Source organism: Streptomyces sp. GD-15H, from assembly GCF_045291515.1.
GTDB lineage: Bacteria > Actinomycetota > Actinomycetes > Streptomycetales > Streptomycetaceae > Streptomyces.
This window is the reverse complement of sequence record NZ_CP149447.1, coordinates 1,195,614-1,210,162: the sequence shown is the minus strand read 5'-3', so window position 1 is coordinate 1,210,162 and position 14,549 is coordinate 1,195,614. Positions and strand designations below refer to the sequence as shown.

Annotated in this window: 8 protein-coding genes and 2 pseudogenes; 5 read left to right on the top strand and 5 right to left on the bottom strand. The window is 69.9% G+C overall.

Annotation, left to right across the window (positions count from 1 at the left end):
• Positions 1-94 precede the first annotated feature (94 nt).
• The 3 genes from WJ438_RS05965 to WJ438_RS05955 all read left to right on the top strand — a co-directional run bounded on the left by WJ438_RS05965 (position 95) and on the right by WJ438_RS05955 (position 3,989).
• Positions 95-1,711 (top strand): IS1182 family transposase, encoded by a 1,617-nt coding sequence (locus WJ438_RS05965; RefSeq protein WP_406723662.1) that lies wholly within the window; start codon positions 95-97, stop codon positions 1,709-1,711.
• A gap of 154 nt (positions 1,712-1,865) precedes the next feature.
• Positions 1,866-2,462 carry a hypothetical protein gene (locus WJ438_RS05960; protein ID WP_406724272.1) on the top strand — a complete coding sequence of 199 codons (597 nt, stop codon included), beginning with the start codon at positions 1,866-1,868 and terminating at the stop codon, positions 2,460-2,462.
• Between the two features lie 540 nt (positions 2,463-3,002).
• Complete coding sequence (locus WJ438_RS05955) at positions 3,003-3,989, top strand: right-handed parallel beta-helix repeat-containing protein (RefSeq protein WP_406724271.1); 987 nt, start codon at positions 3,003-3,005, stop codon at positions 3,987-3,989.
• Here WJ438_RS05955 and WJ438_RS05950 read toward each other — a convergent pair.
• The 4 genes and pseudogenes from WJ438_RS05950 to WJ438_RS05935 all read right to left on the bottom strand — a co-directional run bounded on the left by WJ438_RS05950 (position 3,986) and on the right by WJ438_RS05935 (position 9,350).
• A pseudogene (locus WJ438_RS05950) lies at positions 3,986-5,355 on the bottom strand (UDP-glucose dehydrogenase family protein). The gene WJ438_RS05955 and the pseudogene WJ438_RS05950 overlap by 4 nt on opposite strands.
• Positions 5,356-5,398: 43 nt before the next feature.
• A complete protein-coding gene (galE, locus tag WJ438_RS05945; RefSeq protein ID WP_406724270.1) occupies positions 5,399-6,427 on the bottom strand; it encodes a UDP-glucose 4-epimerase GalE in 1,029 nt (342 codons plus the stop codon).
• A 36-nt stretch (positions 6,428-6,463) separates the two neighbouring features.
• Entirely contained in the window at positions 6,464-8,317 is a 1,854-nt protein-coding gene (locus WJ438_RS05940) for a glycosyltransferase family 2 protein (RefSeq protein ID WP_406724269.1), read from the bottom strand.
• A gap of 1 nt (position 8,318) precedes the next feature.
• Positions 8,319-9,350, bottom strand: coding sequence for a UDP-glucuronic acid decarboxylase family protein (locus tag WJ438_RS05935; RefSeq protein WP_406724268.1), 1,032 nt, complete (start codon positions 9,348-9,350; stop codon positions 8,319-8,321).
• A 936-nt stretch (positions 9,351-10,286) separates the two neighbouring features.
• On the opposite strand from WJ438_RS05935, the pseudogene WJ438_RS05930 reads away from it, so the two are divergent.
• Both WJ438_RS05930 and WJ438_RS05925 read left to right on the top strand, forming a co-directional pair.
• A pseudogene (locus WJ438_RS05930) lies at positions 10,287-11,519 on the top strand (glycoside hydrolase family 10 protein); the annotation flags it as partial.
• Between the two features lie 504 nt (positions 11,520-12,023).
• A complete protein-coding gene (locus WJ438_RS05925; RefSeq protein WP_406724267.1) occupies positions 12,024-13,388 on the top strand; it encodes a hypothetical protein in 1,365 nt (454 codons plus the stop codon).
• 402 nt (positions 13,389-13,790) lie between these two features.
• Here WJ438_RS05925 and WJ438_RS05920 read toward each other — a convergent pair whose 3' ends face one another.
• Positions 13,791-14,543: a hypothetical protein gene (locus tag WJ438_RS05920; RefSeq protein ID WP_406724266.1), complete on the bottom strand. Its 753-nt coding sequence runs from the start codon at positions 14,541-14,543 to the stop codon at positions 13,791-13,793.
• Positions 14,544-14,549: the final 6 nt, after the last annotated feature.

Here is a 14,549-nt window from a genome sequence, read left to right as displayed (position 1 = left end):
TGTCGATGCAGCCGCAGTCCTGGCCTGAGCCGGATCCGCAGGTCGCGGCGGCGATCCGGGCGATGTATCGGGCCGGCGGGAGGCGCCGCTGGCGGTGCAGGTTCGTGACCGGCTCGGGGAGCTGTTCCCGGACACGGCCTTTGCTGACGCGTTCGGCCAGGTGGGCAAGCCGGGCTGGTCGCCGGGGCGTCTGGCGCTGGTCACGGTGCTGCAGAAGGCCGCGAACCTGACCGATCGGCAGGCTGCTGACGAGGTTCGCGAGAACCTCGCCTGGAAATACGCACTCGGCCTGGACCTGGAGGACCCGGGCTTCGACCACAGCGTGCTGTCAGAGTTCCGCTCCCGCGTCGTCGCCCACGGCCTGGAGGAACGTGTGCTGGACCTGCTGCTGGAGCGCCTGCAGACCCTGGAACTGGTGCAGGCGGGCGGCAGCCAGCGCACCGACTCCACCCACATCGTTGCCGCGGTGCGAGATCTGAACCGCCTCGAGTTGGTCGGCGAGAGCGTCCGCGCCGCCCTGAACGCGCTGGCCGCCGCATGCCCCGAATGGGTCGATCAGGTGCTGGTGGTGGAGGACTGGAGCCACCGCTACGCGGACCGGATCGACAACTGGCGGCTGCCCGCCTCCAAGACCAAGCAGCACGAACTCGCCCTGCACTACGCCACCGACGGTTACACCCTGCTGCAGGCCGTGTATGCACCCTCGTCCCCGGCATGGCTGCGCGAACTGCCCGCGGTCCAGACCCTACGGATCGTGCTGCTGCAGAATTACATCCGCACCCCGGACCGGAACGGCAGACTACGGATCCGGCGCCGCGAGCGCGCCGAGGACAACGGCGACGGCCTGCCACCCGCCCCGATACGCCTTGCCTCCCCCTACGACACCGACACCCGGTGGTCCGCCAAACGCGAGACATTCTGGAACGGCTACAAACTCCACGTCTCGGAGACCTGTCACCCACAGGCCGACGGAGACCGGCCCGCCCGCCCGAACATCATCACCAACGTGGCCACCACCGCCTCCACCCTGCCTGACACCAAGGCCTTGGAGCCGATCCACCAATCCCTTCAACACCGCGGACTGCTGCCCGCCCGGCACTACCTCGACTCCGGCTACCCCAGCGCCGAACTCATCGTCTCCTCCGCCAGAACCTACGGCCTCGCCCTGATCACCCCAGTCCTCCTCGACACCTCCCACCAAGCCAAGGCCCAACAGGGCTTCGCGGCACACGACTTCACCATCGACTGGGATCGCAAGCGAGCCGTCTGTCCGGCCGGAAAGATCAGCGCCACCTGGAACGACGTCGTCCAGGAGGGCGTGGCCAAGACCGTTGTTGCCTTCGCCGCCCTGGACTGTATCCCCTGCCCGGCCAAGGAGCAGTGCACCAGCTCACGAAAGGGCCGCCGGCTCAGCCTCTACCCCCGTGAGCTCACCGAGGCCATCCGCACCGCCCGCGCCCGGCAACAGGACGGAACCTGGCAGCGCGACTATGCGCTCCGCGCCGGTATCGAGGGCACCATCCGCCAGGCCACCCACACCACCGGCCTGCGCCGAACCCGCTACCGCGGCCTCGCGAAGACCCACCTCGACCACACCACCAGCGCCACCGCCCTCAACCTCATCCGACTCAACGCCTGGTGGAACGGCCACCCCCTCGACCGCACCAACCACAGCCACCTCGCCAGACTCCAACTCCGCCTCGCCGCATGACTATTGGGGTTAACCACCAAGATCGGGCAGGGCGCGGATCAGCGCACGCACCGTCAAAGGCGTCTCCGCCCGCTGCGGACACCGCCCGCCCGACGAGGACCGGCCTGCCGTCAGCACCCCGGTCACAGCCATCGACATCATCGTCCACGCTCCCGTGGACGATGCCCTCGCCCCCGTCCCGGCGCCTGCTCCTCCCGACCGACCCGGTCGGATCCCGGCCCCGTGGCAGGCCCCGCCCGCCGCCGGTACCGGCGAGCACCCGCCCGCCGCAGCCCTGATGCACACGAGCAGGCTCGAGGATGTGCTCGCCGCGATGGACGCCGCCCCGGAGCGTGAGTGGCGTGCCATCGAACTGGCCACCCTGCTACGGCTGGACCGCAGTGACCTGACCGGTGAGCTGATCCGGTGGGCCAGACGCCAGATCCTCATCAAGGCCGGGCCGGCCACCTTCAAGATCCCGGACGGACCGCCGCGGCCCTCCAAGGTCGCCGTCCGCCGTGAAGACGTCCTCGCGGTCATGGCCACCGATCCTCACCGCCCCTGGCACGCCCGTGAGATCACCGCCGCGCTGAACACCGTCAAACAGAGCACCCTCGCACTCCACCTCAGCACCTGGGCACGCAAGAACCTGCTGGTCAAGACCGCGCCCGCAACCTACCGACTCCCCCAACAGCCAGTGACAGACGCCCCCGCCAAGCCGCTCGCCGCCACGACACGCCGACCAGCAGGACTGCTTGACAAACCAGCATGAACCATAACTTTCTGGCATTGAACGCCGAGGTCCACCGCTGACGGACGATCACCTCCTGCCGATCACAGCCCCGACCGGCACGAGCATCCCAACCGCGACCCACGCCAGCCCCGTGACTTGCAACTTCAGGTTGAAACGCGCTCAGTGACTCGGGCGAGCCCAGGGCGAACTTGACTGCATGCCGTCGTGTCGGGATCGGACGAGCGGTCTGCGGCTGACACCCTGGGCCGTCGGATTACATGACCGACGGTCAGGAGTCTTGTGGAAGCGGAACTGATGCATGGCGGCCAACAGCAGCGCGAACCGTGCCCTCTGCCCGGCCCGGTGCCTGGACCGTTCACCGGGCGGACCTTCTTCGTCAGTCCCTGTGGCGACGACAGCGCCGATGGCCGGTCACCGGCGACGGCGTGGAGGACCCCGCAGCACACAGAATTCCTGCGCCTCCGCCCCGGCGACCGGCTGCGGCTGCGCGGCGGTGCATGCTTTCGCGGTCCGGTATCCCTGTTGTACGGCGACGCCGGCGATGCGTCGGCTCCGGTCGTGATCGACTCGTACGGCGAGGGGAGGGCGACCATCACGGTCGACGGGACTGACGGCATCGTCGTCTACGACACCGCTGGAGTTGAGATCCGGAACCTCGCCGTACGCAATGAGGGAGCAGCGGCTTCCAGCGGAGACGGCATCAAGTTTTTCAATGACCTTCCCGACGGCCGGAAGCTGGACCATGTCGTCGTCTCCGGCGTCGAGGTCTCGGGCTTCCGGAACGGCATCTCTGTCGGTGGTACGGGCTGGTCGGGGTTCCGGCAGGTGCGGATCGAGTGCAGCGCGGTGCACCACAACCAGGATGCCGGGCTGATCACGTACGGCACCCAGTTCACTGCCGACAAGCCGGTGTACGCGCACGCGGACGTGACCGTCGCCGGCGTCGAGGCCCACCACAACGCGGGCGATCCCGCGAACAGCGCCCGCAACACCGGGAGCGGCATCATTTTGGGATCAGTGCACGGCGGGCAGATCACCGGCTGCTCCGCCCACGACAACGGCGCCTTCTCCTCACCCGAGGCGACGGAGGGGCCCGAGGGCATCTGGGCCTACGATTCCACCAAGGTCGTGATCGAGCACAACGTCTCGTACCGCAACCGCACCGGCGGGCCCGCGGACGGCGACGGCTTCGGCTTGGACGTCAACGTCACCGACTCCGTCCTCCAGTACAACCTGTCCTACGGCAACGACGGCGCTGGTTACCTCATTTACGCGGATCGCGGGGAGCGGATGAATTCCGGCAATGTGGTCCGCTTCAATCTCAGCTGCCAGGACGCAGGGAAGACGGGCTTCTACGGCGGAATCCACGTCGGCGGGTATGTGCGGGACGTGCAGATCTACCAGAACACCGTGCTGGATCGGGGAGGCGGCCGGGACGTCGGGGCGCCCGCGCTGAAGCTGAGCCAGGGGCCCGCCGGGGTGACGGTCAGGGAAAATCTGTTCGTCTGCGACGGCAAGTACCCGGTCCAGGTCTGCGGCGACTAACCGACGGACAGCGAGGCCTGCGCGAGGGCCTCCTGCCCGGGGACGCCGAGACTGAGACGGCCAAGCCCCACGACCTCCCAGCCGGCCGCCCGCCACCGTGCGGCGTCCAGGGTGTTGCGCGCGTCGAGGAGACGGGGGCGGCGGGCCACGGCGACCAGGTCCTCCGGGCTGATGTCGCGATACTCCGGCCACTCGGTCAGGTGCAACACCACGTCGGCGCCCTCGCACGCCTTGTCGATCTCGAATGTGTAATCCAGCTCGGGGTGAGCCGCGCGCGCGTTCTCCAGGGCCTTGGGGTCGTGCACCCGAACCCGTGCGCCCGCCGCGTGCAGGGCGGTGGCGACGGCGAGGGCCGCGAGTCGCGGATGTCGTCGCTGCAGGGTTTGAAGGCGGCGCCGAGCACGGCGACTGCGCGGCCGGCCAGGCTTCCGCCGACGAGGTCGGCGGCGAGGGCGACGGTGCGGCGGCGCTGGTCCAGGTTGATCCGGTCGACCTCGGTGAGGAAGTCGAGCGCCCGGTGTACGCCAAGTTCTCGCGCCCGCGCCTGGAAGGCACGGATGTCCTTGGGCAGGCATCCGCCGCCGAAGCCGAGGCCGGCGTTGAGGAACCGGCGTCCGATGCGGCTGTCGTGGCCGATGGCGTCGGCGAGGGTGACCACGTCGGCTCCGGCGGCGTCGCATACCTCGGCCATGGCGTTGATGAAGGAGATCTTCGTGGCGAGGAAGGAGTTGGCGGCCATCTTGACGAGTTCTGCGGTGGCCAGGTCGGTGACGATGTACGGCACGCCCTCCTCGAGCATGGGCGCGTACGCCTGTCGGAGCAGGGCCTCGGCCCGCTCGGTGGAGGTGCCGACGACCAGCCGGTCGGGCCGGAGGGTGTCCTGCACGGCGTACCCTTCGCGCAGGAACTCCGGGTTCCAGGCCACGTCCGGTACCGGGGAGCCGGCGGGCAGTGCGGCGGTGATCCGGTCGGCCAGGCGGGCCGCGGTGCCGACCGGTACGGTGGACTTGCCGACGACCAGGGCGCCCCGACGCAGGTGTGGGGCGAGCGCGTCGACCGCTGCCTCCACGTACCGCAGATCGGCGGCCTGGGAGCCAGGCTGCTGCGGAGTGCCGACGCAGACGAAGTGCACGTCACCGAAGTCCGCGGCCTCGGCGGTGGAGGTGGTGAAGCGCAGCCGACCGGAGGAGAGTCCCCGGTGGAGGACCTCGCGCAGGCCGGGCTCGTAGAACGGTGTTCTGCCTTCCGCGAGTGCCTCGATCTTGGGCCGGTCGACGTCCGCACCGAGTACGTCGTGGCCGATGTCGGCCATGCACGCGGCGTGCACGGCGCCCAGATAGCCGGTTCCGATGACGGTCAACCGCATGTGTGACTCCTGTGAGCGATGAGGTGGGGCGTGCCGGTGTCGGTCAGGCCTGGTAGCCGACGGGGTTATCGAGCTGGAAGCGCCACACGTCGCCGCACATCTGGTCGAGGGTGCGGGTGGCACGCCACCCCCAGGCACGCTCGATCTCACCGGGGTCGGCGATCAGCCGGGCCACGTCGCCCGGGCGGCGCGCGGTGATCTCATACGGGATGGGCCGGCCCGAGGCTCGCCGGAAGGCCGCGACGAGTTCGAGGACCGACGTGCCCACCCCGGTGGCCAGGTTGAGGGCCCGCACACCGCGGACCTCGTCCAGGTGCTCGAGGGCGATCCGGTGACCTTCCGCGACGTCCATGACGTGGATGTAGTCGCGGACCCCGGTGCCGTCGTGAGTGGGCCAGTCGTCCCCGAACACGGAGATCTTCTCGCGCCGACCGATCGCGACCTGGGCGAGGTAGGGCATCACGTTGCTGGGGATGCCAAGGGGGTCCTCGCCGAGCAGGGCGGAGGGGTGGGCGCCGACGGGGTTGAAGTACCGCAGGGAGAACGCCTGCAAGTCCGGCCGGTGCCGGCACACGTCAGTGAGCACCTGTTCGCACATCCACTTGGTGCTCGCGTACGGGTTGGTGGGCGCGGCCGGGCTCTGCTCGGTGATCGGGATGCGTTCGGCGTTCCCGTAGAGGGAGCAGGAGGAGGAGAAGACAAGGCGGTGTACGCCGTGGGCGTTCATGACGGCGAGCAGCGCCGTCGTCCCACCGACGTTGTTGTCGTAGTAATCGATGGGAAGTTCGACCGACTCGCCGACCGCCTTGTGGGCGGCGAAATGGATGACGGCATCGACCGGGTGGCGTTCGAAAACCTCCGTGAGAGCGGCACGGTCACGCACGTCGATGGTGTACACGGCGGCGAGCGGACGGCCGGCGACCTTCTGGACGCGGGCGAGCGCTTCCGGGGAGCTGTTGGCGTGGTTGTCGACGACGACGACCTCGTAGCCGTAGTCGAGGAGCTCGACGCAGGTGTGACTGCCGATGAAGCCGGCGCCACCGGTCACCAGGATCGTCCAGGGCAGGGACATGGTTCACCTTTCCGAGGGTTCGGGACTGTCGGTGGGTCAGAGCTGGAGGAAGCCGAGCAGGTAGCGCGGGTAGAGGCCCATGGCGAAAGCGAGCGGCGTCGTGGTCACCATCGTGATGGCCAGCGGCACCCGCACGGTGACCAGGGCACTGACCCGGTCGACACCGACCGCCTTGGCGGCCTCGAAGGCGTGCAGACAACACACCGCGACCGTCACCACGGTGTACGCGCCGGCGCCGAGGATGCACAGGAACACATAGCCGTACGCGGGCCCGGTCAGCTCGCCCACCACGGCTGCGGACGCCAGCACGACCGTGATGACCTGGTAGGGCATCACCAGCCGGAGTGGCAACGGCGCAAGTGAATCGCGCGACTTGGGAGTGACTTTGAAGGTCAGGGAGCGTGGGCGCAGCCGGTCCATCACCGCAGCCAGCACGCCCCAGGCCACGAACGGCCAGCGAGCCAGCGCGAACAGGGCACTCTCCCAGCTGAGCAGCGGCGACTGGCGGGGGCGCAGCAGCCCTCGGCGGCGCATCAGCCAGGCGAGCGCGATCAGCCAGACCGACATGGACCAGAAGTGGCCGAGGAACTCGAAGTAGTTGACGTTCATCCACGGCTCACCGGTGACAGCGGCGAGAGGCGGCAGCATGAGGGCGGCGGCCGTGGTCCCCGCCATCAGCGGGTAGAAGAACAACGCGTACCCGAAGCGGAGCCGCAGCGCCATCGGCAGCCGCCGCAGGTGCTTGGGGAACATGCCGATCAATGCCGTGACCAGACTGCGCGACCACTGGAACTCCTGCGTAACCATGGCGCCGAAGGTGAGGGGACCCTCGCCATGTGCCTCGGCGTCGATCGCGAACGCACCGTTCCAGCCAGCCGAGTTCAACAGGAACGACGTGGTGAAGTCCTCGGCCAGCTCGGGACCGATCCCACCGATGTCGCGCAGCGCCTGCGTCCGCACGGCGTAGTGGGAGCCGATGCAGATCGGGGCGAGACCGTCGGAGTGGCCGAGCTGGACCACGCCGTGAAAGGTCGCTTCGCGGTGCAGCCGGCCCCTGGCGGACCAGGACAGCTCGGCGTTGGAGTCGCACTGGCTGGGCGCGGCCACGTAACCGATGGCCGGGTCGGCGAAGGGGCGCACCATCTCCCGCAGATAGGTGGGGTGTGGGACGTGGTCGCAGTCGAGCTGGGCGACGACGTCGTATTCGGTGTACCCGTGGCAGTCGTAGAACCAGGCGAGGTTGCCTTCCTTGCAGCGGGTGCGGCGCGGCCAGGCCGGACGGTGGTAGCCGTCGACCCCGCGGCGGCTGGAGATCCGGACGCCGTGCGCCTCGCACCACTCCTCGGTCTCGGGGGTAGGGTCCTCGTCGCACAGCCACACGTCGTACGGATACGGGAACTCCTGGGCCAGCATCGCCTCGAGGTTCGTGCGGGCCAGCCGCCACGGCTCGGACGGCGCCTTGGTGACGACGAACGCGACCGCGAGCCGAGGCACCTCCAACGCAGGGTTGACGCGGCGGAGCCGGAAGATCGCCACCACAAGCGGCAGCGGGAGCATCGCCAGGTACAGCAGCAGCGAGCTGTTCACGATCAACGCGGCCGTGCCGGCCCGGTGCTCGGGCTGCAACCACCAGAACCAGAACAGGCCCGCACACCCCACCCAGCCGGCCGCCAGCAGGGCGGCCAGCAAGCGGGTGCCGGGCGAGAGAGCGTGCCGGAAGGTGTCGGGGCGGACGCGGCGGCTCTCGGGAGGCAGGGCGAACTCGGGGCCGTCGTTGGTCACCCGGGCGACCTTGCCGCGGGACAGCGCCCGTACGTCGGCGATGACAAGGGCCGGGTCGTCGGGGCCTTTGCTCTCCGGGCGGGGCAGGACGGACTTTGCACGGGACATCTCAACCAGTTTCGAGTGGGTGGGGCCGACCCTGGACGGCGGACGTCGAGTCGTTGGCGCGTTCGGCGGACGGTGCCTCCCGAGGCGGTGTCACACGGGTCTGCGAGCGGAACCAGGCGACCGTCCGCTGTACGCCGTCCTCCAGCGAGATCTCCGGCTTCCATCCGAGTCGCTCGGTGGCCCGGATGATGACGGGGCAGCGGCGTACCGGATCATCGGCAGGAAGGGGGAGGAATTCAGTCCCGGAGTCGGAGCCGGTGATCTCCAGGACGAGCCCGGCGAGCTGTGCGATGCTGCGCTCATCCGGGTTGCCGAGGTTGATGGGGCCCAGCTCGCGGGAGTCGATCATGGCGACGATGCCGCGGACCAGGTCGTCGACGTAGCAGAAGCTGCGGGTCTGGTCGCCGCTGCCGTAGAGGGTCAGCGGCTCCCCCGCGAGCGCCTGCCGGATGAAACTGGAGACGACCCGGCCGTCGTGGGGTCGCAGGCGCGGCCCGTAGGTGTTGAAGATGCGGATGATCCCCACGTTGGCACCGTGGGTGCGGGCGTAAGCACATGAGAGGGCCTCGGCGTACCGCTTGGCCTCGTCGTAGACGCTGCGCGGGCCGACAGGGTTGACGTTGCCCAAGTAGTCCTCGGGCTGGGGATGGACGTGGGGGTCGCCGTACACCTCGCTGGTGGAGGCGAGTACGAATCTGGCCCCGTGCCGCTGCGCGAGCTCGAGCGCGTGCTCGGTGCCGCGGCTGCCGACCGCGAGGGTCTCCAGGGGCAGCCGGTAGTAGTCGGCGGGGGACGCGGGGCTGGCCAGGTGCACCACGGCGTCCACGGCGTCCACGGGTCCGGCCATGTCGATGCCTGCGCTGACGTCGGTGAGGCGGAAGGCGAACCGCTCTCTGCTGTACAGGTGGGCGATGTTGTCCGGACTGCCGGTGGAGAAATCATCCAGACAGGTGACGGAGTCGCCTCGGGCAAGGAGGGCTTCGCATAGATGCGACCCCAGAAAGCCTCCACCGCCGGTCACCACAACGTGCATGTCTTCTCCCTGGTCGACCACCTACGAATTGACCCGCGCACAAGACGGCCCACGGCCGACTTCCCGAAAAGGTAGGAAAATCGAGTAGAGGAAACTTGGGTCAATTGATCGCATTGAAGGCTGTTCGGTCTATCGCGTGTTGCGCGGACCGTGGGGGTGCGTACCGTGTCCGCCCTGGTTCAAGGGCTTCTCGGGGAACGCGCAGTACGCGGCACCATCACGAATTCACCTGCGCGTGTGAACTCCCGGCGTCTGCCGCCCGGGCGCGTCGGGTGAGCTGCCCCGAGTTTCGTGGAGTCCGCGATCGTGTGATCAAGCGGTCTGCGGGACTTGCTCCAGTCTCGCCGAAACGAGAAACCCTGCAGGGCGCCAAGCGCTGGGACGGACCACGAGCCTGCAGGCTCGCCGTCTTCCGCTGGGCCACCCGCTACCACACCCGGCGCAGCTCTCCGGCCTGCTCTTCGTCGGGGCTGCCTGCGCCGTGCTCACAGCCGGAGAGCTGCGCCGAGCGGGTCGCGGCTCCTCGCCGTCGTGGTCGCGACGCGTGCGACGAAGCATCGCGCACGGCTACGCCTCCACGAGTTCGTGGCGCTGCGCCCGCAGTGGGGCTTCGGGATCGGCGGGCCCGGAGGGACCGGAAGCGCGACCGGTTCGTCCGGCTGATCTGCCACGAGGGTCCCGAGACCTCCTCCGCCGCGGCACCCGAAGGCCAACAACCCTGAGGACGAACGGTGGTGAGGTCCGCATGTCGGTCACTCGAACTCCAGTCGTCTGGTGACCATCCAGCCCGATGGTTGACCTGGACATGCCGGATTGGGCAGGGTGAGCCGGTCTGCCTTCCGTCTCTCCTCAGGAGTCGTTGTGACCGACACCCCCGACCCCGGCTCTGCCGCACGCCGTCCCACCCGCCGTGGACTGCTGCGCACCGCCGGACTGATGGCCGGTCTCACCGTGGCCGGTCTCCCCACCCCCGCTGGTGCAGCTGCCCCCTCCGAGACGGAACCGGCCCTGCTGCCGGCCGCCGAGGACGGCACGGCGACCGGAGCCGAAGACCGTGAACTGCGCGGTGAGTGGATCGCCACCGTCGCCAACATCGACTGGCCCTCGCGGCCCGGCCTGAGCCCCGCCGAACAGCAGACGGAGTTCGTCGCGCTGCTCGACCACGCCGGATCGATCGGGCTCAACGCGGTGTTCGCTCAGGTCCGCCCGGCGGCCGACGCGTTCTGGCCCTCCCGGTTCGAGCCGTGGTCGCAGTACCTGACCGGCACTCAGGGGCAGGATCCCGGTTACGACCCACTGGGCTTCATGGTCGAGGCCGCGCACGCTCGCGGGCTGGCCCTGCACGCGTGGTTCAATCCGTACCGCGTCTCGATGCAGTCCGACGTCACCAAGCTCGTGCCCGGCCACCCGGCGCGGCTGCACCCGGAATGGACCGTCTCCTACGGCGGCCGGCTGTACTACAACCCCGGCGTCCCGGCCGCCCGCGCCTTCGTCGAGGACGCCGTCATGGACGCGGTGGAGCGCTACGAGATCGACGGCGTCCACTTCGACGACTACTTCTACCCCTACCCGGTGGGCGGCCAGGACTTCCCCGACGACGACGCCTTCGCCGCGTACGGCGCGGGCTTCACCGACCGGGCCGCCTGGCGCCGGCACAACGTGGACCTGCTGGTGCGGGAGGTGCACGACCGGGTACGCGAGGTCCGGCCCGAGGCGGCGTTCGGCATCAGCCCCTTCGGCATCTGGCGCAACGCCTCCAGCGACCCGCGGGGCTCGGCCACCGGCGGCACCCAGTCCTACGACGCGCTGAACGCCGACACCCTGGGCTGGGTGCGCAACGGCTGGCTCGACTACATCGCCCCGCAGCTGTACTGGAACATCGGTCTCCCCGTGGCCGACTACGCCGTCCTCGCCCCGTGGTGGGCGGACGCGGTGCGCGGCACCGACGTGCAGCTGTGGATCGGCCAGGCCGTGTACAAGGTGGGCGACCCCGCCCAACCGGCCGCCTGGCAGGACCCGGCCGAACTCTCCCGGCACCTGACGATGGACCAGGGGCTGCCGGAGATCAACGGCGAGATCCTGTTCAGCGCCACGGACGTGGCCGCCGATCCGATCGGCGCGATCAGCAGGCTGGCCGGCGACCACTGGCAGCGGCCCGCGCTGCCTCCCGTCCTGCCGAGGCTCGCCGGCGGTCCCGCGCCACTGCCCCCGCTCGCGTCGGCGACCCGGACGGCCGGCGGCGGGATCCGGATCGAGGTGCGCTCCCGCGGCAACCACGTCCCCGCGCTGTACGCGGTCCGGCTGCGCGGCGCCGCCGGCGGCGACGAGCTCGTGGCGGTACTCCCGGGCGCCCGCAGCACCGAGTGGGCGGGACCGGCGGCACCGGAGGGCTCGGCGTACGCGGTCACCTCGGTGGACCGTGCCCACCGCGAAAGCGACCCCGTCACCGCACGGCTGCGCACACACTGACGTCGCATCCGGCCCGACCCTCCTGGCTCCACCCGGCCGACGGAGCCAGGAGGCGCAGAACCCGCGGCAGCCACCGCGCCGCCGCCGACAGCCGTCCGATTCCTCTGTGGGAACGACATCCCGTCCCTCTCGGAGAGACCCGGTCCGGGTGAGGTTCTGGCCCGAGGTGGGCAACCTGCGGGGTGGCTCCCTAAAGTGCGGTGCATGTCACCGGTATCACGTCCACGCAAGTCGAAGAAGGCCGAGCGCTCGAAGAGGGGCGGCGCGGGCGGGGCCGCCGTGTCCCGCAGCGCGGACCAGCTGTTCGGTGGCGCTCTGCTGCCCGGGAAGCGGTCGGCCCTGGCCGCACTCGCCCAGAGCCTCGGTCATGACCAGAAGGAGGCCGACTGGTACGCCGAGTCGAGCGCTCGCGTGCTTGACGGGGCGGGAGTGCTTCTCGGGGCCGATGGACCACGCGAGTTGGAGGACGCGACGGCTGCGCTGCTGGGGGCCCGACTCCATGAGCGCGTGCACGGCGATGTCGGTGGTCTGTGGTTCGCTGCCTGGTTCGAGCAGCTTGCGCAGGCCACGGCCGAACAGGTCCGGGCCGGCCTGGAGGGGGGCGGCGGCGCGTGGGAGGCGCCCTGGCGGCTGCTGCACGGTATGGCGTCGATCGGAACTCCCGACCTGTGCGCGGTGGCCCTTCGGGTGAGGAACGGCGTGCAGAAACAGGTCCGCAGGGCGGTGCGACCGCCCGACTGGTTGCGGTTGCTGCCCAAGCCGACCGCGACGGGCGAGGTTCGGCTGCTGAGGGACCCCTGTCTGCCGCGGATCGGAGTGCTGGCGGAGTTCGCCTACCCCGGTGGGGTCGACCGCCATGTCTATCTGTGGGATGTCGATGCCTGCGAGGTCCCGTGCCTGGCCGGTGGTGGCACCCATGAGGACTTCGCGCAGGCGGCTGCGGCCTGGCGGTCGGCCGTCGGCGACACGGCCGGACAGTGCCCGCCGCACGTACCCGATCAGGCGGATCTGCAGTGCCTCGTCCAGCTGGATCTCGGCGAGGAGATGCTGCGGGGCACGGAGAACCGCGGTCAGCTGGACGAGTGGTACCGCGCCGACCGCCGCCGGTACGACCTGGACCGCGCCCTGCGCAAGCGCGGGCAGGCGCTTCCGCTCCGCCGGTCGCTGTACGCGGACGTCGAGACGCAGTGGGCCGAGGAAGCGTTCGGTGAGTGGTACGCCGAGCGGAACGGCGGTCGGCGCCCCGAGGCGGAGGGAGCGGCCGCGCTCGCCGAGGAATGGCTGGAGGGCGCTCTGCCGGGCACTGAACTGCAGCCGTCCCCCCACCGGGTGCAGCACCAGTATGCCTTGATCCACGACTGGAGGCCCGACCACCCCGTCACCGCGTCGGCACATGCCCTCTTCCCGGACTGGGTCCGTTTCCTGGCCGAGCGCGGAGGCTATCCGGAGGCCCTCGCTGAACGGGCCGCCACGACCGCGACGACCGGCGAACGTACTCCGGCGGACTGTCCGATCGAGGACTTCAGCGGCTTGGACGGAGCACCGGACAGGTCGCGCTCGGTGGAGTGACGGCCTGCCCTGCCGCCGACCGACCAGGGCGTTTCTCCGAGCCGCCCGCCGTAGCAGGCGCGAGTGGGAGAGGCAGCCCCCGTGATGGGCCCGCCCGCCTGTGGCGTGACGGGAGGTCCGAGCAGGGTGATCCTGTGGCCGCTGTTCTGAACTGCATGACGCGAAGGGACAGTTGGGTGCAGGCATGACATCTCGTGATCACCGGGGACCGGGATGACGTCGGCGACACCTGCAGCCGGCACTGTTCCAACGCCGCGGTGTGGCGGTCCTGTCGGGTCGGAAACAGCTCAGTAGGTGCCGTACGGCCGTCACATCCGGGTGGTCCGACGGGGCTGCGGCCATGTCCGCCGAGGCCGTGTCGACCAGGACGACCAGGTGCGGTTCAGCTTCCTCGGCCGACCGTCACCGGTCCCCGTAATCCTCCACCAGGTTGCCGATGAGCGAGAGCAGGGCATCGACGCGGTGCCGGTCCTCGCGCTGGGCGCGTAGGGCCTGGTGGATCTCCCGGAGCCGGGCCAGGGCGGCCGGCTCGCGGTCCTGCACCTCTTCGAGCAGCGGATCAGTGATCAGGTCCAAACAGGCACTGAGCAGCCGGCGGGTGGCCGGGGACGGCGGGGCGGGATCGGGGGAGGCGTAGGTGGTCGTCAGATAGCGCACGGGATCGGTGAGGCTCCAGCCGACGACGGTGCCGTGCTGGATCAGGAGCGCCGTGTCCGGAGCGATGCCGATGCGGGCCTCCAGCGATTCGTCGAGGACGTCGAGGTCGCGCAGACAGGTCAGTACCGTGTCCCCGGGCGCACGGCACAGCACCGAGGCCATCTCGAGGCGGCAGTTCCGCTCCTCGTCCGCGCGCAGTCCGCCGGGGAGGACGGGGGGCACGGAGGGGAGGCGGGCGCAGTCCCCGGTGGAGGCGGACTCGTGGGGCAACTGGAACTCGGCGCCGACCAGCTCCCGGCTCGCCGGGTCGAACCCGAGCGTGTCCGGGGTGTCCCACAGCCATTCCTGGCTGCCGAAGGTGTCCGCGAGGAACCGCACACGTTCCTTCACGTCCGCGTAAGGCGCGACGGCCACGAAGGTGCCCGCGAAGCGAGGAGTGAAGGGCAGGGGATCGTCCGTCACCGTCGCGCGCCAGTCATTGCCGAGGGTCAGTCTCATGGTCAG

What these genes read in the sequence shown, in the direction of transcription:
- galE (WP_406724270.1), bottom strand. Translation starts at nt 6,427, where the DNA reads ATGTCCCTGCCCTGGACGATCCTGGTGACCGGTGGCGCCGGCTTCATC.
- WJ438_RS05940 (WP_406724269.1), bottom strand. Translation starts at nt 8,317, where the DNA reads ATGTCCCGTGCAAAGTCCGTCCTGCCCCGCCCGGAGAGCAAAGGCCCC.
- WJ438_RS05935 (WP_406724268.1), bottom strand. Translation starts at nt 9,350, where the DNA reads ATGCACGTTGTGGTGACCGGCGGTGGAGGCTTTCTGGGGTCGCATCTA.
- WJ438_RS05925 (WP_406724267.1), top strand. Translation starts at nt 12,024, where the DNA reads ATGTCACCGGTATCACGTCCACGCAAGTCGAAGAAGGCCGAGCGCTCG.
- WJ438_RS05920 (WP_406724266.1), bottom strand. Translation starts at nt 14,543, where the DNA reads ATGAGACTGACCCTCGGCAATGACTGGCGCGCGACGGTGACGGACGAT.